This is a genomic window from Mesorhizobium sp. M4A.F.Ca.ET.050.02.1.1, from assembly GCF_003997725.1.
GTDB lineage: Bacteria > Pseudomonadota > Alphaproteobacteria > Rhizobiales > Rhizobiaceae > Mesorhizobium.
Genome location: NZ_RZSG01000030.1, coordinates 1 through 21,847 on the forward strand (window position 1 = coordinate 1; position 21,847 = coordinate 21,847).

Sequence of the window (21,847 nt, forward strand, 5' to 3'; positions counted from 1 at the left end):
GTGGGCGGGCGCGGTGGGCCGCGCTCCTCTTCCTCGGAAAGTTCGGCAAGCGCCAGGCGACGACGCGCGGTGCGTTTGCTCAATTGCTCCAGAAGCCCATCCAGCTTCACTACGGCCTTCATGCTTGCGCGATGATGCTTGCGGGCTACCGACAACTCCACCTTCCGTCGCTGTGCGGCGACCTCGGCCATCTTCTCGCTTTCCCGCAACTGCTCGGTTTTTCTGGCGGCGATTTCGAACCGTCCCTGAAGCCGGGAGAGGCTGGCCGCCTTGACCGGCTGTCCAACAAGCGCACCGAAGGCTGCATCTTCGGCGTCGACTATGCGCTGAAGGTGCTCCGTGACCGCGGCGGCCGCCTCCTGCCCCTCCCTTGCGGCCCGGTGCGCGGCGGCGTGCCTTCTGATCACCACTTCCTTTGCGCGTTCTTCACGGCGGTGTCTGAGGTCGCGCAATCGAGCGATCATGTCACGCTCCTTCATCAGCGATCTCCCGCATGCGTTGGCGTGTCTTCTCGATGCTCTCGTGTGTGGCGGACGCCTGTCGCAGGAAGGCGTTGATGGCGTCGATCTTCGCCACAGCCTCATCCGCCACCGCATCGCCGCCCTTTTCATACTCGCCGACGCGCAGGAGAAGTTCGATATCGGCGTAGCGGGCAAGCAGCTCGCGCAGGCGGCTGGCGTCGGCCCGATGCACCGGGGGCACGACGGCATCCATCAGACGGCTTCGGCTGCGCAGGACGTCGATGGCGGGGAAATGGTTGCGCTGCGCAAGTTCGTTCGACAGGAAGACGTGGCCATCTAGAAGCGCCTGGATTTCCTCGGCGACCGGATCCAGCGTGCCGTCGCCTTCCAGGAGAACGCTGTAAAGGCTGGTGATGGACCCCACGCGACCAGGGCCCGAGCGCTCGAGCAGCCGCGGCAGGACGGCAAACAGCGAAGACGGAAAACCGCGACGCGTCGGTGGCTCGCCCGAGGCCAGGCCGATCTCGCGCTGGGCACGGGCAAATCTCGTAATGTTGTCCATCGCAAGCAGCACATGCTTGCCCTGGTCGCGAAAATATTCCGCAATGCTAGTCGCCACATAGGCCGCCTTGACGCGCTCGATGGCGGGCCGGTCGGATGTCGCGACGACGACGATTGCCCGCTGCCGCCCTTCCGGTCCAAGCTGATGCTCTAGGAATTCGCGAACCTCGCGTCCACGTTCGCCGACAAGGGCGACCACGGCGACATCGGCATCGGTGCCGCTGACGATGTCGGAAAGCAGGATCGACTTGCCGACACCGGGCTCGCCGAAAATGCCGACGCGCTGTCCGCGCGCGCAAGTGAGCAACCCATCGAGAGCGCGGATTCCAAGCTGGATCGGCTCGGAAATCAAACTGCGCTCGAGCGGAGATGGCGGATAGGCATTGACCGGATAGCTGCCGACAATGCCATCCGGCGAGAGCGGCTCGCCGTCCAATGGCTCGCCGAGCGCGCTGATCACCCGACCCAAGAGGCCAGGACCGACGGGCACCAACTGCTCCTTTCCGGTCGCAACGACCTCCGTCAGGCTTGAAAGACCGGTCAGGTCGCCAAGCGGAACGAGGATCGCCATCTCGTCCATCAGGCCGACGACTTCCGCCTTGGTCGTCCTGCCGGTTCTGGGGTCTACCAATTCACATATCTCGCCGATCCGGGCCTCCTCCACGGTCGCGTGGATGACCGTGCCGGTAACCCGCCGCACGCGCCCTCGCCTCGGCCGGCTGGCATCGTCGCGCAGGCCGGAACGCAGGCCGGGGATGATGGACGCCAGGCGATTTTCGATTTCGGCAGCGTGCGCCGTCATGGAACCTCCGCCTTTGACCCTATCGCGGCCGCTATGGCATTGAGCTGCGCGTCGATGCTGGCATCGACGACGGCAAAGTCGGTCGAAACGATGCAGGCGCCGGCCGCCAGCGCATCATCCGCGTCGATCTCGACGGTCATGCCCAGATCGCTCTCGCGCAAGACCGCGTCCAGCTCATCGCGAACCCTGTCGACGGAAGCGGGATGAACCCGGACTTTCAGATATTTGGCGCGGCGTATTTCGGAAACCGCGTGCCTCGCGGCCTTGGCGACAAGCGTGCCGACGTCGAACTCGCCCAGCATTCGCCTGACGATTTCGATGGCCAGACCGATGACTTCCGCCTGCAGTCCGCCAAGATAGCGATCCACCTTGACCGCTGTTTCGCCTATCAGCCGCGTGGCGTCCGCATCGCCCTGCGCCTTGCCGTCCTCATAGCCCTGCGCATATTCGGCCGCGTAGGCTCGGCGAGCGGCCTCACGCAACTGCTGGGCATCGCGCCTCGCCTCGTCGAGAAAGGCGTGCCCATCCTGCCAGGCGCGCGCCTCAGCGGCGCGCAGGATGCGGGCATAAGGGCGCCCTGGCATGTCATTGGTCGCTGTTCCCGGTTCGACCATTACGCTAGCCCATCGCTCGTCGGACAATCGCCGGACCGGCTTCGGCAAACGGCTCAGTCGTCTGATCGACAAGCTCGTGCGGCATCAGCTTGAGACGAACTCGCATGCTCGTCCCGCCCGGCATCGCCTGACACCACGCGCCAAGGCAACTCAGGCCGTCGGCATAGACGCGACGGTGAATATCCTCCAAGGGCTGCAAAGGCTGCAGCGGACCGGCCAGGTCGCGGTTGGCGACCGCGAACGTGCAGAGATCCGCACCGAGTGCCACCTGCAACGCATCGGCCTCGCGTCCGTCAATGACAGCGGCCAGATTTCCGGCCCAGTAGATCGCGCCCGAGCGAAGCACGAGTTCCTCCAACTCCTCCCCCGATGACAAGGCGATTGCCCGATCCACCGCGTCGGCCGGTTCATCGACCGCGCAAGAGAGCCGATAGCGCTCGAGCAGCAAATTCGACAAGCGCTGCTGCAGGCGTTGTGTCCGCAGCATGCGCTCGCAAGCGGCCTCGCTGATCGTGCCGTCAAAGCAGTCCGCCAGCCGAGCCGCATCCGCATAGGATGCGGGGTTGGACATGAATGCCTGCCATTCCGGGCTGGCGGTTTGCTGCGAGCCAGTCCGGGTCATGTCTTCTTCACCGGCAGAGCGGTCGCGTCGAGCGCGTAGACATCCGAACGTCGATACCATTGGAGGTAAGCCAGCCGAGCAGCCAGCGCGAGTATGGCGGCCGCCATGCCGTAAAACAGCCACATGGCGGCGGCGACGCTGTCCGGATGCAGCCAAAGTCCGAGGAATGTCGTGAAGCCTGCTTCGCCGGTTTGTTGTTCGGGGGCCGTTGCGGTCACCGGAATGAGCGTGACCGAGACATTGTCATAGGTCAGTCCGGCGATGCCCTTGGCTACCAGCATCTTGACCTGCGGGATCAGCTCATTCATCGGAACCGATGCGCGATGCCGGATGAAGACGGAGGCGGACGACGGCACCAACTGCTGTCTCAGCGGATCGTTTTCGGGCAGGACGAGATGAACGCGCGCCGAAAGCACGCCGTCGATGTCCGAAATCGTCTGCGAAAGTTCCTGGCTCAGGCCGTAGATCATCGTCGCCCGCTCCTCTACCGGCGAGGACACCAGTCCGTCTCTCTTGAACACCTCGCCGAGCGTCTGGAATTCCTGCTTGGGCAACCCGCTTTCATCGAGGATTGCCATGGCTTCGGCGAAACGGTCCTTCTGCACGGAGACCGTCATCTTGCCGTCCTTGCCGGCCTCGCGCTGGGCCGGAATCCCGTGACGCATCAGCGTGGCGACGATCTCGTTGGCCTGCCGCTGGTTGAGGTTGGAATAGAGCTCCACCGAGCACGCCTGCAGCACAAGCATACCCGTGACAACGAGCGCGACACGGCACCAGGCGCCGCACCGATTCAAAAACGTTGATCGCTGCGGCAAGGACAGGGTGGGCACGAACACTCCGTAGCGCTTACTGTTGCTTGATCAGCGTGCTGGTGGACGACGTGACCGCGGTCACGCTGCTCGTCACCACCTCGAGATTGGCGGCTGCCCACATCACCGAAATCGATCGCTCGAGCAGTTGCTCGGCATTCTTTGCAGGCGCGTTTTCGCCTTCCTTGCCCGATGGCGCCGCCTTGCCGGCGCCTTCGGGCACCGAGGCTGCTTCGGCGTTCACGGGGGCGTTCGCCTGGCCAAGGGCTTTCTGGACCTGCTGCATGGTTCCTTCAAGCGACCGAACGGCTGACCCGAAGAGTGCCGAGGGATCGGTGAGCGCCCCACCCCCTGCCTTCTCCGCCTCGGCCAGATAGTCGAAGAGTTGGCGTTCGACGATCGGTTCGGTCCGTTCCGCTTTGGCGGATTGTCCGGCCATTGCCGGATTGGCGCCGGACGATGCCTGCGCCACCTGCTGACCGGCCCGCGTAGCGACATCGCCGCGCTCGGGCGTGCTGGCCTTTGCGACATCGTGCTTTTCCTGCTTGGCGCCTACCATCCGGTTACCCGGCTCCGCTGCCGCGCCGGCGGTGATCTGCTGTTGCGAGCTTATACTGGTGGTCAAATTTGCCAGCGTTGCTTCCAGGGCTCCAATCGGCGCGATCTGCATGAACCTGGCCTCCTGTTTCAGTTTGGACTGACGGGCACATTCTGTGTCTCCGCCAGCTTGCCGCCGCGGAAAACGCGGATCGAAACGACTTTGCCGGGCTCCTGCTTCGTGCTCGATGCGGGAACGCCAAGTGTCTTTCGGACGAGTTCCACATAGGACGGCGGCCCAGACACCGAGACGACATCGTCTTGCCTGGAAACCTTGATCGGAAACCTCGGATCGATGACGCCCAGGCGCTGCAGCCGATCTTCCGCGCCGGCAGCCGTGTCGGCATTGAGCGGGATCATCTCCGTCTGGACTTCAGCCTCGGTCGCGACGTTCATGACGATGCCGTCGAAATGCCAGACCAGCCCGTACCGACTGCAGATCTCTTCCAGGAATTCGCGGGCCGTTCCAACCGGCATGCCGGCGCTCAGGCGCCCCTTCACAAGCTTGCTGACACGCATTGGCACGCGCATGTTGCGGCCAAGCTCGACCAGCGCGTCCGTCACCGACTGATCGACCGTGATGTATTTGTAAGGACCGGCAGGCCAGCGTGGCTCGGCGGCATTTGCCCACGAGGAAGCAAGGCCAAGCATCAGGATCATCGCAAGGCCGCCCGCGAAGACAGCCTTGGTTCCCGACGACCAGTCCGCATGGCAGGTACCGCGTCCCGTCAACATAGGTCCTATCGCAAAGGGACGCGAAGTGATGGCCCGCGTCGCCTGTCTCGTGGTTTACCCGCCAATTCACTTGTATCGTGCGCACTGCAAAATTGGAAGTCCAATTGGATTTCTATTGCGCATTTGGTTCCAAATGTTGCGAACGGTGCGCAAAGCGATATGGTGCGCGCTGGAATCAGACATCACCGGTTCGTGATCGCCGGTTCGATGCTCGAATTTGGGAGGGATGGGGCTCGGTGGCGGCAAACGGGAACCTGGTCGCGAGCCTGGATGCTCACGCCGGAATTCCGGGGCGCTGGACCCTGGTCTGTCCGCGCCTCGTCCAGCGCTTGGGTGAATCAGTTCTGATTGCTGCCACGTTGACTGTCGCCGCGGCGCCGGCGCAGGCTCAATCGAACAGCGGCTATGACCCGCGCAGCTGGAGCTACGATCAAGCCAGAAATGCGCTGGTCTCGCCATCCGCTCCCGACCAGGTTCCGGGGAGAAACACGGTCGGCAATCCCAGGGAGATCGTGGATTTCGATGAGGCTCAACGGAAAGGATCGATCGTGATCAACACCACGAAGCGGCGCCTCTACCACTTATTGGGAGACGGCAAGGCGCTGCGATATGCGGCGTCGGGAGGGAGGGCTCGAGTGGTCCGGTCGCGACACGATTTCGAGCAAGAAGGACTGGCCGGATTGGCGCCCGCCAGCCAGATCGGCGCCCAGATTGTCCGGCATTGAACTGTGATCCCTTTCAACATCAAGCAGCTCGAAACCTTTGTCCTGGTGGCGACTTTCGGAAGCTTTCGAAAGGCGGCGGAACGTCTGAACACAACACAGCCGGCGGTGTCGACCCGAATTGCCGGTCTGGAAGAAGCGCTCGGCGCGAAGTTATTTGAGAGGCAGAGCAGCACCGTAAGGCTGACCGCAGAGGGACAACGGCTGCTGCCGCCAGCGCAGCGGGTGCTGCGCGTGGCCGAACGGCTGCAGTTGACGGCAAACTCTCTATCGGAGACCGCGGGAGTGCTCAGGCTCGGGGTTGCCGAGACCATCGTGCACACCTGGCTTCCCGATTTCCTCAAGGAATTGCAGGTAAACTATCCGCTCGTCGATACCGATATCGTCGTCGACACAACGACGACCCTTCGCAACGAGCTCATGTCCCACAGACTCGATCTTGCGGTGCTGATGGGCCCCATTCAGGAATACAGCATCGAGAATATGGAGCTGCCATCCTTCCCGCTCGTATGGGTCTGCTCGCCCGCCTTGAAACTACCCAACCGGGGCAAGCTGACGGTGAGCGACCTGATGCAATTCCCAATCATCAGCTATGCGCGCACGACGAGACCTTACAGTGAGCTTTACCGCAAGCTGACCGGCGAGTTTGAAGCGACGCCGCGTATCTTTCCCGCCAATTCGCTGGCCGCTTCCATCAAGATGACGCTGAACGGGATCGGTATCGCCTCCCTCCCCAGGGAAGTCGTCCAAGACCACACGGCCAGCGGCGCCCTGCGCATCGTCGACTGCGAATGGCATCCCTCCGACCTGCGGTTCACCGCTTCGTACTCCTCCGAGCCATCGAATCCGATAGCGGAGCGGGCGGCAAAGTTGGCCGGTTGCATCGCACATGCATATGCCGCCAGAATCGGCAAGGCGCAGCCTGCCGACTAGCTCGCAGTTGAGCCCGTGGCGCCTCAGCCGACCGACGCTGCTGGCAGATAGATGCGATCGCCTGAAAAGATCACATCCGGGCTCATAATATGATCCATGTTGAGCACGACGGTCGCCGCCACGTCCGCAGAATGGCTCCTGGCGATCAGGCGAATACTGTCGCCGCTCTTCACCTCGACCCACTGATAGCCGCCCTTCTCCAGCGCTGGATTCGTGCGGCCCTTGGCGTTGCTGCTGCCATCGGGATGAACCTCGACATAGTCGCCGGAAACCCAGCCGCTATGCATTTTACCGTCCGGTCCGAAACCTTCGACAGGTATCCAGGCTTCTCCCGACGGATCGGTCGAAGGTTTCGCGGTCTGTTCGACGAACGTGCCGGGCTGCAGGACCGTGGCCACGTTCGAATTCCCGTCGGGCTCCGTCCGCAGATTCAGACCGTCATCCGCCGACACCACGAGCTGCGGGAAGTCTTCGGGCGGGGTTTGCGGCTTCCCTGGAACATCGGAGGGATCATCGGGCTGCTGGGACGACGCATCGCCATTCTGCTTTTTCGGATCGGGTGGAGAGGTCGGCGCGCCCTCCCAAGGCTCCGCCAGCAAGGAATCCAGCGAGAAGAGAAGCATTCCAATGCCGAATGTGATGCCCAAAGTCCACCGGTCCCATGAACCCCAACGTTTGTCGGACTTTTCCGCCGCCGCGATATCGGCATCGGTTCGCGGCACAGAACGGCGATTCATTCGGTCCGTCCTTATGGCCGACGCCCAGAATTCGGCGCAGCCGAACGTGAACAGGGTGCCCGCGACCGTGGCGATCGGCGCCGGCCAGGAGTGCAGCGTATAGACGGCGCAGCCAAGCACATAGCCGGGTCCAGCCAGATGTTCGGCCACATTTCGGATCACCGGTCTGCCGGTGAACGACTGCAGCATCGACTTCGTGCCATAGACGACGTTGCCGAGCGAAAACGTGCTGTTGACGACAAGGTCCTTACCCTGGATCATCCCGGTCGCGGCACCTGGCGCCGCTGCAATGAATGTGGCCCCGCCGAGCGCGTTGAGGAATCGCCCGAACGGCTTGTGATTTGCGGTTGCGTTGGGGAAGATCGCCTGCGAGCCGAAAACGAAGCCTCGCACGCCAAATGCCACGGCTGCGGCAGTCGCGCTCCAGGTTGGCGGCAACGAACTCCACAACGCGTAGGAGGTGGTCGACATGCCGCCAAAGGTGGCGAGCGCCTGAGCGTTTTCGCGCATCCTCGCATGGCTGAGGGCCAGGTCGACACTGGCAGCCTGATCCGGCGTCATCGCCTTCTTGTGGGTGGCACGGAAGGTCGTCAGTTGCAGCACGGAGAGGGCGTTCGTCTGATCCGTCGACATCCAGGCAAACTGCGTTGGCGTGAACTTGCGCAATTGGCCGGGGCCGAGCTCGCCAAGCTGCTTCGGCGTGAGGGCCGCTATCTGCTGCTTCGTCAGCGCCTCGATCTGATGAATCGTCAGGGCGCCAAGCTGCTCACGCGTAAGCGCCGAAATATGGTCCGGCGACAGCTGTGCCGTCGTCACGGGATTGCGTGCCGCGACAAGGTCGGGATTCAACGCCGCGAACTGCGTGGCATCAAGATGGCCGAGTTGGACAGGTCTCATGGCGGCGAACTGCTCCGACGTGAAGGCATTGCGCTGCTCGTCGCTGAGCCCGGCTATCTGGTCGGGCGTCAGCTTGCGCACTTGCTCGATGGTCAAGGCAGCAAGTTGCTCAGGTGAGAGGGCAGCGACCTGATCCGGCCGCAAGGCGCTGATGCGGCCAGGGGCAATAGCCTGCAATCTGCTTGGCCTGATCGCCTGCAGCTGTTCGGCGCTCACCGCCTGCAACTGCTTTGGCCGCAGCGCCGCAACCTGATCGAACGTCAGCTGCCCGAACTGCTCGGGGCTCAGTGCGGCCACCTGTTCGGGCGTCAGCCTGGCGATGTGCTCCGGCTTGATTGCATGCAGTTGCGCGTCGGTCAGTCCGGAAATCTGATCGGTCGAAAGCGACCTGACCTCTGGCCCGGTCGACGCGCGCACAGGTTCGGCAAATCCCGGCTCCGCGGCGGAACTTACCGGAAGCTCAAGGCCGACGAACTTTCCGCTGGCAGGGTCGAAGACCGCCCTGCCGCGGTCAGGTGCTAGGGGCCATGCGGCACCTGCGGACGATGCTTCGGCGGAAGCGTTCAACACCTGCGGCGCTTCGCTGGCCAGAGGCGCCGCCTCATTGACCACGGCTTCGGTCACCGGCGTCTCCGACGGCGCGCTGATATCCCAGAATTCGTCGGCCGGCCGCAGGATTATCTGCGGGCGTTCGGGCGTCGACGCGCCCGGAGCAACGGCATCCTCGTTGCGGGTGAACCCACCGACGAAGTTGCCGTCAGGATCCATCATCCTCCATCCGTAGACCTCGTTCCACGGTATGCTGCCGTCGATCGCCGTCTCGTCGACGCCGGCCATCCTGTCGCCGACAGGCCGGCCCATCGCCTCGAACTCGGTCGGGACGTGGAGGCGTGGTCTGCTTGGATTCAGCGTATAAAGATAGGTGTAGCCTTGCTGGCGCGCCGCCCGCGACTCTTCCGCGACGAAGGTCTTGGCCCCGGAGACCGACTGGCTCGTACCAACGAATCGGCCATGGGTGTTGCCCATCACATAGTTGCTCAGCGCGATGCCTTGCGGATTGTCCACCCAGATTCCTGTCGGCGGCGGTGGCGAGAAGCCGCCCGCGTCCCTGATCTCGCTCGGCGAGCGCGTATCAGCGCGGAAAACATAGGGACCGACATTGCCGCGCGACGGGCGGCCGGCATTGCTTGCTTCCTCGGCCGCATTGGCAGGTTGATCGCCCTCTTCCGGCAGGCTTCCCGGCACATGGTCGTCGGAGGCGCCGCGTATCCAAGGCAGCACGACGGCTTCACCCGTGTCGGGGTCATAGACCAGTATGTGCGTCTTGTCCTGCACCTCCGGAGCATCGGCCGCGGCGCGGGGTCCGTCGGAAGGCGGCACATAAACCTGCTCCGGGCTCCTCGGCTCGGTGCCCAGCATTGCCGCGACGATCACCTCGCCATTCCTGTCCTGGAGACGGATGGTTCGGCCCACGCCGACCTGGTTCGACGCCGGTTGAGATTGCGGTGTTGCCGTGGCGGGCTTGCTGTGTCCAAAGATGTTGCCGATAATTCGCGCGTCATCGAGCGCCTGCTGCAACTCCGCGGAAGGCGGCGCATCGAGGAACACCCAGCGCGGCTGATAGGCCGGGTTCTCGTTGCGCAGCGCAACGTCCTTGTTGATCTGCTCCTGCAGTTTTGGCGTCAGCGGTACTTCACGCATCTGGGCGACACCGTTGATGGTCGTCCAGCGATGGTAGGTCTTGACCTCGATGGCCTCGATCACGTCCGGGCTCTTGAAGACAGGCGAATCCACGTAGCGCCCGCCCTCGCCGAAGACGGGATGCGGGCCGTCCGGATTGGCCGCGACCGGGAAATGCGCCTCTCCAAGCGATCCGTTGAGTTCGCGTGTGTAAGTCTCGCCGGCCTTCCATTTTTCAGGCTGCCGCATGTTGCGGACCTGCTGCAGCGAATGGGTCGTTGGCGGCGCTGCTTCGATTGCCTTCCTGGCCGGCATTGCCTGCGGCGGCACGGTCTCTCCTTCCGGTCGTCCCTGGCTGCCCGGGACGTGGTCCTGCGAGCCGCCGCGCACCCATGGCAGGACGTACGCTTCGCCCGTCTCCGGGTCCCGATACAGAATATGCGACTTGTCCATCAGCTCCGGTTCGTCGCCGCGCGCCTTTGGTCCGTCGGCCGGCGGCACATAAACCCGCTCCGGACTGGCCGGCCCGGTGCCCAGCACTGTGGCGGCGATCACATTGCCGCTCTCGTCCTGAAGCTGCAGGGTTCTTGGCGGGCGTTTACCGGCCGACGCAGCGTTGGCGGCGCCAGCGGCCGCGTCTTGCCCAGGCGCAGGGTTGCCTGCCGGCGGTGCTGGCCGTCGAAACAAAAGAGGCCGGTCTGAAGGCGAAGGAGCAACTCCTTGCCTTTGATACCAGCGCGCAAGCGGCTGTTGCTGGTCGGATGGCGCCAGATAGACAAATTCCGGCGGCGGCATCTCAATTGGTTTTGCCTGTGTCTCGAGGAAGTCTCGGACGGCGCTCATCGCGCCAGGCGGAATGAAAGCTTCATCCTCAAGCGACAGCAACGTGGATTGGCGGAACGCCTCAATATCGGCCTTCTGACTGGGTGTCGCCGTCGTTTCGAGTTCATCCAGCCATTTTGCGAACGACGCCCGGCCGCCTCTCGGAAATGCGATACCTCCTCCCATGTCAGCTCGCTGGTCGAGCTCATGCAGCCAGCGCGGAACCGCTATTTCCACAGGCAGTGTGTCGCCAAAGGTAAATCCACGTCTAACGAAATCGGCTTTCGCGACGATCGGGGCGACCTCAGGCAAATTCGTTCGATAAAAGAACCTGATCTCGCCTGTGAAGGCCAATGGCAATTGCAGGAACGGGACCGAGGGCACGCGGAATTTGAGGGCTGGGCTCCGTACCGCAAGCGTGACGTCTAGTGTCGAGGCGACAGCCTCGCGCTTGCCAAAAAGGTTGACGTAGATCGGACCGTCCGAGCGAACGTAATGATTGTAGGGAGCAGGCAATTTGCGCAGGATGATGCGATCGGGACTTGGCAGGAATTTGTGGAATGCCTCGTTGACGATGACCTCGAGCCGGCTTGCGCCGGGATTCCAGACGCGTCGACTTTTTCCCGTGAGATCGACAATTGTCTCTCCCAGTGCCAATCCGGGAACAGCAGATTGCCGCATCCCGCTTTCTGAGCCAGGAATGAACAACATCGATTTCTGAGCATCGATTTCTCCCGACGCCACCAGTGCCCGGATCGTGCTGATGTCAGGATGGTCGGCAAGCGCCTGCGCCGTGTTCTTGTCTTTCACGACGAATTGGGCCCTCAACCGGAGGCGGTCAAGTACTCCCCTGTTTGCGTCGACGAAATCTGAATTGACGATGGTTCCCTTGGGCAATGTTGCGTTCATCGCCACTTCGTATCGCTTCTCGACGCTCAGCAAACTCGTCAGATAATACTTGTCTTCGAGATAAACCTTCCGATACGGAACATCGCCATCGAACTCAGAGAATTCGGTCTTGCCGTCCGCCATTTGACGGAAAAAGTCGCTTTCACCATTCCTCAAAGTTGCCGACTTTGAGCGAAGGGCGAGGCTGAATGTGAGCTCCAGGGCCCAACCCTTATTCCCTGCCTGACCCTCGACACGGGCAGAACGCGGCATAACCGTGAAGACAGAATCCGGGGCGTCGCCGAACAGCCCCTGACGGGCCGCGTTGAGAAGATCCTCCCCTTTGAATTGAAAGGCGGTCTGGCGCTGAACTTTGAGACCGAGTTGTGCGAGCGTGATATTGCGATGCTCGTTCGGGCGAATGGAGATCCCTAGTTCCTTGCCGAGTGTGTAGCGTACCGGTTCGAGCGACCCGTATTTGACGCTGTCGGCAAATGACTGCCAAAGGGCACGATAGCCGCTGCGTGTTCCGAACCCCACCATGTATGACCGCCAGGTCGGCGATCCTAGCTGAAGTGCCTCGGGCACACCCGGGATCGAATGGACAGCCAGGTTTAGCGGATCGGAATTGAAGCGGACGCGACCGAGCGCCGATATCCTGAAGTCCGGCCAGTTCTTCTGTTTGGCCGGCTCGACCCCTGCCGGTGGGTTGGCGCCAGCAGCTGCGCTTTCGTCCACCTCTCTCCGCAGCGTTTGTGGAATGCCATCCGGACCATAGCGCTCGGCCAGCTCACGGCTGGAATAGTAGCCTTGCTCCCGCTCGTAACGGGCCACGAGCTGCTCGGTGGTCAAGCCGTCGAGATAGGCCGAGGGCGTCGTCGGATCCTTGCCACTGGTGTAGACATACCCGCTCGTGTCGCGTTCAGGTGTGCCGGTGAACCTGCGTGTCTCCGGGTCCCATACAAGATGCAAGGCGCCGTCCGTCACGATCGGCTTGTTCGGCACGATGATAGGATCGCCGCCAGCGGGGATGGATGAGCTTCGCACGGCCGAGCCGTCCGGATCGCGGCCCGGCAGCATGGTCGGGTCATCGGCGCCTGGCTCATGCAACACGATCGGCTGCGACAGCTGGCCGTCGCCTGATAGATCATTCCTGTCGCCCGCGGGTGGCGGCGGGTTCTGGCCCTCTGATTCGCCGGCCGGCAGCGCGCGCTGGCCGGTTGGATTTCCGGCGTCCGCCGCGTTACCGAAACCTTCGCGAGCACCGAAACCATATCCCTGCTGGTCGCTGGTTTCGCCGATCACCTCGCCCTGGATAACGATCTCATTCGGGTCCGGCATGACGTGTTCGCCGGTGGGCCTGTAGACACCGTCCGGGCCCATCGCGTAGACGGCCCGCGGTCGCGGTCCCGAATCCGCTCCGCCAGGCGGTGGGGAGCCTGGCGGCGGAGACCCCGGCGGTGGAGTCCCGTCGCCGCCCCGAGGGCCGGCCGCTCCAGGCATATTGTACAGCAGCGAGCGGCCGCCCAGGCCGGTGCCGACCGCACCCGTACCGATGCCCATGATGGCGTTCGCAAGTTCGGCAAAGGACATTTCGCCGCCATGCTCGGCCAGATCCTCCGCCGATCTGGCAAGCACCGGAACACCCGTGACAACGCCGCCGACATCAAGGCCCCAGGCTGTGGTGGTCAGCTTGCTGCCGCTTTGCAGATAGTTCGCTGCCTGTTCGGCATATGAGGATTGCGTTACGTTTACGCGGAATTTGCCAATGCCCCAGCTGGCGTCGCTCATCCGCGCCATCCCGAAACCGCCAGCGAAAGCCTCGGACGTGGACAAGCCGGCCCTTGCCAGGCCGAACGTGCGCAGGGCACCGGCGCCTACCGGCAGGAACGCAGTCACGCCGGTCGCGATATTCCAGGCCGACTGGCTATCGAAGTCGCCGCCCTGAAGCAGGTGCTCACCTTCCTTGTACAGAGTCTTGCCGCCAAGAGCGGCACCGGAGGTGATCGCGATGGGAATGGCCCATTGACCGCCTGGAACGAACGAGACGATGGTGGCGGCGCCAGCCACGATGCCAAGACCGATGTCGGTGGCCTTGTCCCAGAAATCCACCTTGCGCGCGTCGGCGACCTCCAGTTCGTCGAGTGAGAATCCGTCGGCGCCGAGTCTCATGTCGCCGCCCCTGGCCAGGATCAGCTTGCCCTTCTCGCTGAAGATGCGGTTCTCGTGCTGGAATTCGTCGAAACTGCCGTAGTATTTGCCGGAGCTGTCGACATAGCCGACGTCTTTTCCATCGCTCCTGATCGCGAATAATGCTGTCGACGATTCCATCCCGCCATCAAGCGAGAACATCGGAACGAACTTGACCTCTGCGTCTTCGCCGGCGCGGTCAGTGATTTCACCGGTAACCTTTGCGACCCCCTCGCTCGATGCATCGAGACCGAGCGCGCGGGCAACCGCGCCGCTGAGTTCGCCAGGCTTGTATTGCTTGTATTCGCCGGTGAACCCGTTCTCGTACAACCGGTTGAGCTGAACCTGGTAGCCGGCGAGCGCCTGATCCCTGTGCTCCTCAAAATACGTGTTCTTGAGCCGCGCCTCATGCTCCTCGTTGCCATATGTCAGAAGCTTGGGGCTGCTTGCATAGAAGCTGTACCAGTCGCGCGCCGCCACCATCGCAGGGCGGATATCCTCCGCCCAGGTCTCCAATTGAGACTTCTCGGTTTCAGCCAAACCCCTGTCGATTTCCGCGGCCGCCACTTCGGGGTGCACCCAAAGCCACTGGCCACCTATCTCGATCCGGACCGACTTGCCGCTGGCACCGATTGCGCCCGCTCCTTCCTTCTCGTAGGCAGCGGCAACGTCCGGTGCGACCCAAAGATCGCGACCGTTTACAGTGATCTTGACCGGCGTCTCGCCTGGTTGGAGCGTGCCGGTGGGCGCTTCTACCGTTCCCCCGCCATGCTCGGCGATGGCATTGTCGCGAGCCGTCGTCGCGTCGACGAGCCTAGTTTTTGCATCTTGCAGCTGTGCGTCAAACCGCTCGACCTGCACGCCGATGATGTTGGATTTGGCGGCCGCCAGCGCCGATTGCGAACCTGTTCCGGAGGGCGTGCAGACCGGCGCCGACGTCGGGCTTTGCGTCGACGCCATTAACTCCTGCCACTGCTTGTTGAGCGGATCGTTGCGGAAATCGTCCCTGATATTCTTGTCGTCGAGATCGTATGTCAGAGCATATTTCAGGACTGGCGTGTCATTGCCGTTCTCATCGCTGAAAACATCATTCTCGTAGGTGTTTACGAGATAGAGCTGTCCATTTTCCTCGATCACTTCCTGCGACTTCAGGTTGCCGGTGTTCTCGCCTGCACCGTTCGTGTAGCCGTCCCAATCAAAATGGTGCGGATTTCTCTGCATCGCTTGCGCGATCAAGCCTTGCTTGATCGGCTCGACCCGCACGGCAAGGTCGGCCGCATCTTTTTGCGCAACTCCAAATTGCTCATACGCCTCAGCCAGGGTCACCTGGCTGGCTGCCGCCTCCTGCATCGCTCTCAGGTTCTCGAGCCTGCCATTGATTTCGGTATGCTCGGGGCTTCCGGGCTTGGCCTCGGCAAGCTCCAGCTCTGTTGCACCGACCATCTGGTCGATCGTGGCCTTGTTGCCTCGCGCAGTGTGCAGCGCCGCGTTGATAAAGAGCTGTGCGGCTTCGGCGTGCTCAGCTTTGCCCTGAAGGTTGATTTCCTCACTGGTAGGCCCGCCGGGAGCCCCTACGGACGGCTTGCTCGGATCGCTGAGCACCGGCAGCGTCGCCTGCTTGTCGATGGCGTCAAGGAGGCTCCTCTCGCCCTCCTCGTACTCAGCCCGGGCAGTGCTGGCACTTTGAAGCATGTTGTTGGCGGTGGTCAGCCGCGCTTGCGCATCTGCAAGCGTGCCTTTCGGCTCGGGGGCCTGCCATTGCAGCCCATACGGCGCCAAGACCCTGTCAAGTGTCGTCCCGGCACTCGTCATGGCTCCGCTATATTCGGGATCCAGGGCATAGACGTCGAGTTGGGCTGCGCTCTGCCCAGGCTTTGCCTGTGCTTCGCCGAGGCGCGCTATCACAGCGTTCTCGGCGGCGATCGCCCGCGCAACTTCCGGATCGAACCATTGCCAGCTCCCGTCGACCATCAGCGGCACCCATTTGCCGCCTGACGGAGCCGTGGCCGACGGCGGCTCGCCGAACGGGCCGACCGATGTGGCGCTGCCGTCGAGATTCGGCGTCGCAGGCTTGCCGCCGCCATATTGCTCGATTGCGTCCCTTACTGCTTGCTGCGCGTCTGCGGCTTGCTGGGCAAGCTCGGGACTTGCCCCGCCGAGCACGCCTTCCAGAATCGTCTTGAGAACCGTGTCGGCCTTGGCCTGTTCGGGATCTCTGCTCTGCGGATTGATCGATAGCAGCAGTTCGGCCAACGCCTGCTGCGCCGTGCCAACCTCGATCTTCAGGTCGCTGCCGGTGCTGTTGTTGTGCAGCGTCATGCTGCCGTCGGGCCCGGTGGTCAGCGTGTAGCCGTTGAAGGTGACTTCCACGGTCGTGCGCGTACCGTTTTCGATGGTGATCTTTTCACCGACGTGGATGACGTTCGGGTCGCGAGCGGAGCTGAAAAGCTCAGGATTCGTCCGTCTGAGATCATCCAGCGATACGCCATATTGCCGCGCGATCAGGGTCAGGCTGTCGCCCGGCTTGACCTCGTATACGACAGGTTCGCCGCCGTTGATCTCCTCGGTGGTCGTCGTCGTCACCCGGCCGTCCTTGTCGGTGACGATCTTGGTTTCAGTTCCGGTCCGCGGATCGACGATCGTGGTGGTGGTCTCGCCAGTCTCGGTGTTGCGGACGCTGTGGCGGGTCCTGCCGTTGCCATCGACGGACTGCGACGTTTCCTGGCCGTCGGCGGTGGTCACGACGGTGCGTTGGTCATGCTGATAGTCGTGCGAGTAGACAGTCTTGTCGCCGGTGTGCGGATCGACGATCTCGACAGACTGTACGTCGCCGTTGTCGCTGGTCGGTTGCTGCGTGGTCACCTTATAGCCAGCGGCCTGCAATTCGGCGATTACCTGCTCGCTGGTGAGGCCATTTTCCCGTGCGATCTGCTCGATGCTTTTTCCGTCGGCGAGACCGTTCTTGATGTTCTGGGTGCTGGCGCCACCAGGATCCTGGGAGGGCCTCAGAATAGTCTTGCGACCGTCCGGACCGGTGACGGTGGTTACGGGAAGCGCCGGGCCGACGCCCGGCGTTACCGTTTCCACCGAGGCACCATTGGGCAGCGACGTCCGCTCGGTGACGGTGCCGGTGCCGAGATCGTCTTCATACCGCGTCGTGATGGCGCCGGGATTGTAGCTGCTGGTTTCCTTGCGCCCGAGCCCGTCGCGGACCGGCGTGGTGGTTGCCGCGCCGTTGGGTTGTGCCTGGACGCTCGTATAGTAGCTGTCGTGCTGATAGTCGTAATATTGGGTGACGGTGCGGCCGCCGGCATCCGTGATCTTCGTCGTCTGCACGTCGCCGTTGCCGCTCGTCGGGTCGGTGGTCGACACGGTCATTCCGCCGGATCTGAGCGCGGCGATGACCTGTTCGCGCGTCATGCCGCGGGCGGACGCAATCTGGTCGATGCTCTTGCCGCCGGTGACGTCGTTGACAATGTTGCGGGCGGTAGTCGCGTCCCTGGGATTCTCTTCGGCCGCGCCCCCATCAAGTTTCACTGGCGTCACCGCGGGTGCGGCAAGATCGGGTTGCACATAGAGAGCCGGCGCCACCGTCGCGCCATTGCCTGAGGTGCCGGTGCTGGCATTGACGCCCGGCGTCGCCGGAGCCGCAACCGGTGGCGGTTGAAGGGAACTGAGTTGCGTGTTCACCTGCGCCAGTTCCTGGCGTGCCTGTGCCGCCCAATCACGCTCGCCCATTCTGTTGGCGAGCCTGATCTGCTCCCGCAACTGTGCCGCCTGTGCCTCCAGCCGCGCTATCTCAGCGGTGTTTGCCTTGGCGTTGACCCTTTGCGGCTGGACGGGCGGCTTGGTGAGCGTTATCGGGCGAACCATCTGGACGACCTCCGGAAATCACTGTTGCCGGCAGCCCGGCTGCCGTCACGCCCGCCCCGACAGCACCCGTTCCAATGCTATCTGGGGGGCTTCCAATAAATGCCGAAAGCAGCAAGCTGCCCTTCCGACTGCTTTACTCGATCTGCGGCATTCACCTCGGACTGCGCAGCCGTCAGTGCCGCCAGAATTTCGACGGCGGCGAAGGCAGGCGCGAGGCTGCGGAAGAACGACTGCGAGTTTGACGTGACGATAATTGCTTCCCGCGCGATCCGGGCCAGCGGCGACACGCTGCTGTCGGTGATTGCCACCACGCCGACACCTTGGCGGACCGACTGGCGCGCCACTTCGATGGTCGTGCGCTCATAAGGCGACATGCCCACAGCCAGAAGCACGTCGCCACCTCCGGCATGCTGCAGGACATCCAGACCCGCGCCGCCCATCTCGCCGACGAGCGTAACCTTGCGGTCGCCATCGACCAGAAACGACATGATGTCAGCGCAATGGCTCGCCACCGGATAGCGCGACGCGAGGACGAACAGATTGGCGGACCGCGCAAGCAAGCCGGCGGCGGCGATCAATTGCATGGCACTGCCATATTCGCCGAGACTTGCAATCTGTGCCGCGAGCGTATCGGCAACGACCCCGACCGTCGAATATCCCGGATCGCCATCCTGCTTGCCCTGCCGCGCCGGCTCACCAACGATTGTCTCACGAAGCGCGCGCGCATAGAGGCTGCGCATGTCCTCGTAGCCATCTAGGCCAAGCCATCGCGCCAGCCGCATCATCGTGCTGTGCGAAACACCGGCCTGGTGCGCCTGCTCGCGCATCGACATCAGCGCGACATCCTTGGGATGGTCGAGCACGAAACGCGCGGCGACCCGCAACTGCGGCGGCATATTCTCGAACCGTTCGACTAACAGCTCGGCCAAAGGACCTTTTTCCATTTTTGAATACCCCATTCACCCGGCTTGGAGGTTACTCCTTGAACGCCGGCAACGCAACAGTTGGAACTGCAGTGGCTCAAATATTCCAAATGGACTTTCATTTTCGGCCATACTGCCTTAAGCTGCCTTGGCAACGTGCCGGATCGCAGCTGTGTGAATCCCGGCGCTTGCAACTTGAATTTCTCGCAAGGAGACAATGATGGCTGCTACCCCTCCCATTACGTCCGGCTCTGCAGGGTCGCCGGAACAGAACCTGGACAAGATGATCAAGCACCAGGAGCGCATGTTTGGCCTGGAGATCACGAAAGAGATCGCGAAATCCCAGCATGACATGCTGATGAGCACCGCGAGGACGCTCGGCCAGTCGGCTGAGAAGGCTTAAGGCAAGGTTCCGCGACCCGATGCGCCGCCGCGAGCAACCGGCGGCGCACTTGTACGGCAGGATTTTTCAACACCGGCGTCAGGCTGCATTTGAAATCGTCATCGGCGGGAGATGAAGTGGCATGACCGATACTCCTATCGGCAGGTATCTGGATGCGGCACCGGCGCGCCGGTTGCGGTCGATCATCGCCCGCTCGCCGGCATCCGGACACTCCGTTGTGCTCAGCGTCACGCACGGATTCCACACCGGCGCCGAACTCAGCTTGGTCGAGCCGCAGTATACGATCGGCTCCAGCACGGAGTCGGACATTGTTCTCAGAGACGCCGGCATCGCGCCGGTCCACGCAAGGCTGCGGCGCAAGGGCGGCCAATTTGAGATCGAAGCCGTCGGCGGCGATGTCGCGCTCGCCACAGGCGAGACCATCCATGAAGGCCACGGCAGCCGCTGCAGGCTGCCGCTCACGATCGGCGTCGGCGATGCCCGTATACGGCTGGTCAACCCGGAACGCCCCGCAAGTCGGTGGTCCTTTTCCAATCGCCCGCTCCTGGTCGCGGGCAGCGTTCTGTGCGCCGTATTCGCCCTCTCGCTCGCCGCGAACGGCCTCTCTCTCGCCAAGCCGGACATTGGCGAGATGCAACCCGCTCAAGATGGTGAACCGGTCAGAATGGCCTTTGCCGGCGAGACCGGGAAGGAAGTGCTGGACGATTCATCACCGGCGCAGCTGCAAACCGCCGCCGAAGCGGAAAGCCGGCTCAAGCAACGTCTGGAGCAATCCGGCATAAGCACCTTGACCGTTCAGCGATCGCCGGGGCGTCTCGTGGTCTCGGGCATGATCCCGAATGACAAGAGCGGCGTCTGGACGGAAACGCAATCCTGGTTCGACCAGGCGTTCGGCGCGCACATTCCGCTGGTCTCCAACGTCATGATCGGCGATGCGCAGCAGGCCCCGCGCCTGACGCTGCAGGCGATCTGGTATGGCGACCGGCCCTACGTCATCGCAGCCGACGGCGCCCGCTACCACGAAGGTGCATTCACCAATGATGGCTGGACCATCAAGCACATCGGCGAGACGGAACTTCTCCTGACGAAGGGCGGCGCCACGGTCGCGCTGAAATATCCGTGAACCGTCGGCTTGAAGGGCCACGACTCGATTCGGCAAGGATGGACATGGCTGGCCGCGAGGTGCGCCAGGCGGAAGGCGTGCGCGGCCAGGCTATCAACCGGCGACGGATGAATGGCGTCGACAAGGCCGCGAGCCGCGCTCAGGGAACGAAATCCGCCGCTGGTGCTGAAAGGCCGCAAACCGCGGAGTTCCAACCCTCCGGCGAGGCGGCTGGCGAATCGCTTGATGAGATCCTCATCAACTTCGTCATGCCCCGTATACCCGAGCCAGCCATCTTGCGGCGCTCCGTGCCTATCCTCCAGCATTTTGTGACACACCTGGTCCCCGACCTGGAGGGCGGCGAGCAGCTCAAGTCGCTTGCGAGAACGCTGATGGAGGATGAAATCGAGCGTCATCGCGACCTGCTTGGTCGCATGCAGGAAGGAATCGAAATCTGACCGGCCCGGATGACACGGTGCATCTGCTGCATGTCCTGGGCTTTCTCTACGGGTCTCACGGGCAGGCAAAGCGGGGCGCGGCGTATCTGCTCATCGCCGCGCAGCTGTCGCCGGGAAATGCCGGCGTGCTGAGGACATTGGCGCATCTGCTCATCCTCGATGGCGAGGCGGAAAAGGCGCTGGCCACGATTGCCAGGCTGGAGACCTTGGAAGGAATGGACCATCCGGCGCTTGCCTTGCTGAAGAGCCGCGCCTTGCTCGTGGCGGGGCGCAAGACCGAGGCGCACAGCGCCCTGCTGAGCTTCCTGTCGCAACGAGGCGTTCAATGACCATGACCGTGTCGGAGCGGCTTCTGCAATTCCTTGCCAGACTGTCACGCCGCAGCGATCTGGTCATCGCCGTCCTGCTGCTCGTCGCGGTGGTGATGATGCTCATTCCCTTGCCGACATTCCTCGTCGACATTCTCATCACCGCCAATATCGCCATCAGCGTGCTCATCCTGCTGGCATCGTTTTACGTTTCCCATCCGCTGCAGTTCTCGTCGCTGCCGTCGGTCATCCTCATCGCCACCTTGTTCCGGCTGGCGATCACGATCACGACGACGCGACTGATCCTGCTGCAGGCCGATGCTGGCGAGATCATTACCGCCTTCGGCACCTTTGTCGTCGGCGGCAGCATTGCGGTCGGCCTGGTCATCTTCCTGATCATCACCATCGCGCAGTTCATCGTGGTCGCGCGCGGTGCCGAGCGCGTCGCCGAAGTGGCGGCGCGCTTCACGCTCGATGCGCTTCCAGGCAAGCAGATGAGTATCGATGCGGAACTGCGCAACGGCGATATCGATCAGACGGAGGCACGTCGTCTGCGCCAGCAGCTGGAGCGCGAGAGCCAGCTGTTCGGCGCGATGGACGGCGCCATGAAATTCGTCAAGGGCGATGTCATCGCCGGCATCGTGATCATCCTGGTCAACCTGATCGGCGGTTTCGCGGTCGGGACGCTGCAGCACGACATGTCCCTCGGT

16 protein-coding genes are annotated in these 21,847 nt (G+C 62.9%); 7 read left to right on the forward strand and 9 right to left on the reverse strand.

The genetic code is table 11. The features are described from left to right. The 7 genes from EOA33_RS04455 to EOA33_RS04485 all read right to left on the reverse strand — a co-directional run. A partial coding sequence (locus EOA33_RS04455; RefSeq protein WP_145989066.1) for a hypothetical protein occupies nucleotides 1–479 on the reverse strand: 479 nt, incomplete at its 3' end. Next, complete coding sequence (locus tag EOA33_RS04460; protein WP_127405058.1) at nucleotides 466–1,824, reverse strand: FliI/YscN family ATPase; 1,359 nt, start codon at nucleotides 1,822–1,824, stop codon at nucleotides 466–468. The genes EOA33_RS04455 and EOA33_RS04460, both read right to left, overlap by 14 nt. After that, nucleotides 1,821–2,438 carry a type III secretion system stator protein SctL gene (gene sctL, locus EOA33_RS04465; protein ID WP_126056226.1) on the reverse strand — a complete coding sequence of 206 codons (618 nt, stop codon included), beginning with the start codon at nucleotides 2,436–2,438 and terminating at the stop codon, nucleotides 1,821–1,823. The genes EOA33_RS04460 and sctL overlap by 4 nt, the downstream gene beginning before the upstream one ends. 4 nt (nucleotides 2,439–2,442) lie before the next feature. Next, a complete protein-coding gene (locus tag EOA33_RS04470; protein ID WP_126056227.1) occupies nucleotides 2,443–3,060 on the reverse strand; it encodes a SctK family type III secretion system sorting platform protein in 618 nt (205 codons plus the stop codon). Next, complete coding sequence (gene sctJ, locus EOA33_RS04475; protein WP_281033504.1) at nucleotides 3,057–3,890, reverse strand: type III secretion inner membrane ring lipoprotein SctJ; 834 nt, start codon at nucleotides 3,888–3,890, stop codon at nucleotides 3,057–3,059. The genes EOA33_RS04470 and sctJ overlap by 4 nt, the downstream gene beginning before the upstream one ends. Nucleotides 3,891–3,906: 16 nt before the next feature. Next, on the reverse strand, nucleotides 3,907–4,539 hold the full coding sequence (locus EOA33_RS04480; RefSeq protein WP_127405060.1) for a hypothetical protein: 633 nt from the start codon (nucleotides 4,537–4,539) through the stop codon (nucleotides 3,907–3,909). A gap of 17 nt (nucleotides 4,540–4,556) precedes the next feature. Continuing rightward, the gene (locus tag EOA33_RS04485; protein WP_245482227.1) at nucleotides 4,557–5,201 is read right to left on the reverse strand and encodes a type III secretion protein; all 645 of its coding nucleotides are present in this window, start codon (nucleotides 5,199–5,201) and stop codon (nucleotides 4,557–4,559) included. A gap of 104 nt (nucleotides 5,202–5,305) precedes the next feature. Between EOA33_RS04485 and EOA33_RS04490 the strand changes: the two genes are divergently transcribed. Next, nucleotides 5,306–5,926: a hypothetical protein gene (locus EOA33_RS04490; protein WP_126056230.1), complete on the forward strand. Its 621-nt coding sequence runs from the start codon at nucleotides 5,306–5,308 to the stop codon at nucleotides 5,924–5,926. Between the two features lie 3 nt (nucleotides 5,927–5,929). After that, complete coding sequence (locus tag EOA33_RS04495; protein WP_127405061.1) at nucleotides 5,930–6,856, forward strand: LysR family transcriptional regulator; 927 nt, start codon at nucleotides 5,930–5,932, stop codon at nucleotides 6,854–6,856. Nucleotides 6,857–6,879: 23 nt separating this feature from the next. On the opposite strand, the gene EOA33_RS04500 is transcribed toward EOA33_RS04495, so the two are convergent. Continuing rightward, a complete protein-coding gene (locus tag EOA33_RS04500; RefSeq protein ID WP_190234194.1) occupies nucleotides 6,880–17,838 on the reverse strand; it encodes a LysM peptidoglycan-binding domain-containing protein in 10,959 nt (3,652 codons plus the stop codon). A 182-nt stretch (nucleotides 17,839–18,020) separates the two neighbouring features. After that, nucleotides 18,021–18,902, reverse strand: coding sequence for a MurR/RpiR family transcriptional regulator (locus EOA33_RS04505; RefSeq protein ID WP_348628217.1), 882 nt, complete (start codon nucleotides 18,900–18,902; stop codon nucleotides 18,021–18,023). A gap of 181 nt (nucleotides 18,903–19,083) precedes the next feature. Between EOA33_RS04505 and EOA33_RS04510 the strand changes: the two genes are divergently transcribed. From EOA33_RS04510 to EOA33_RS04530, 5 genes are all read left to right on the forward strand, one after another. Further along, a complete protein-coding gene (locus EOA33_RS04510) occupies nucleotides 19,084–19,269 on the forward strand; it encodes a hypothetical protein (protein ID WP_126056235.1) in 186 nt (61 codons plus the stop codon). 121 nt (nucleotides 19,270–19,390) lie between these two features. Continuing rightward, complete coding sequence (locus EOA33_RS04515) at nucleotides 19,391–20,392, forward strand: EscD/YscD/HrpQ family type III secretion system periplasmic domain-containing protein (RefSeq protein WP_127405064.1); 1,002 nt, start codon at nucleotides 19,391–19,393, stop codon at nucleotides 20,390–20,392. A 44-nt stretch (nucleotides 20,393–20,436) separates the two neighbouring features. After that, a complete protein-coding gene (locus EOA33_RS04520) occupies nucleotides 20,437–20,829 on the forward strand; it encodes a hypothetical protein (RefSeq protein WP_245482229.1) in 393 nt (130 codons plus the stop codon). Nucleotides 20,830–20,846: 17 nt separating this feature from the next. After that, nucleotides 20,847–21,158 carry a hypothetical protein gene (locus tag EOA33_RS04525; protein ID WP_245455579.1) on the forward strand — a complete coding sequence of 104 codons (312 nt, stop codon included), beginning with the start codon at nucleotides 20,847–20,849 and terminating at the stop codon, nucleotides 21,156–21,158. A gap of 2 nt (nucleotides 21,159–21,160) precedes the next feature. Further along, nucleotides 21,161–21,847, forward strand: a 687-nt coding sequence (locus EOA33_RS04530; protein WP_145989067.1) for an FHIPEP family type III secretion protein, incomplete at its 3' end; no start/stop codon positions are given.

Bases quoted from the DNA above. Each gene is read 5' to 3' on its own strand.
- EOA33_RS04460 (WP_127405058.1), bottom strand. From the start codon at position 1,824: ATGACGGCGCACGCTGCCGAAATCGAAAATCGCCTGGCGTCCATCATC.
- sctL (WP_126056226.1), bottom strand. From the start codon at position 2,438: ATGGTCGAACCGGGAACAGCGACCAATGACATGCCAGGGCGCCCTTAT.
- EOA33_RS04470 (WP_126056227.1), bottom strand. From the start codon at position 3,060: ATGACCCGGACTGGCTCGCAGCAAACCGCCAGCCCGGAATGGCAGGCA.
- EOA33_RS04480 (WP_127405060.1), bottom strand. From the start codon at position 4,539: ATGCAGATCGCGCCGATTGGAGCCCTGGAAGCAACGCTGGCAAATTTG.
- EOA33_RS04485 (WP_245482227.1), bottom strand. From the start codon at position 5,201: ATGTTGACGGGACGCGGTACCTGCCATGCGGACTGGTCGTCGGGAACC.
- EOA33_RS04505 (WP_348628217.1), bottom strand. From the start codon at position 18,902: ATGGGGTATTCAAAAATGGAAAAAGGTCCTTTGGCCGAGCTGTTAGTC.
- EOA33_RS04510 (WP_126056235.1), top strand. From the start codon at position 19,084: ATGATGGCTGCTACCCCTCCCATTACGTCCGGCTCTGCAGGGTCGCCG.
- EOA33_RS04515 (WP_127405064.1), top strand. From the start codon at position 19,391: ATGACCGATACTCCTATCGGCAGGTATCTGGATGCGGCACCGGCGCGC.
- EOA33_RS04520 (WP_245482229.1), top strand. From the start codon at position 20,437: ATGGCTGGCCGCGAGGTGCGCCAGGCGGAAGGCGTGCGCGGCCAGGCT.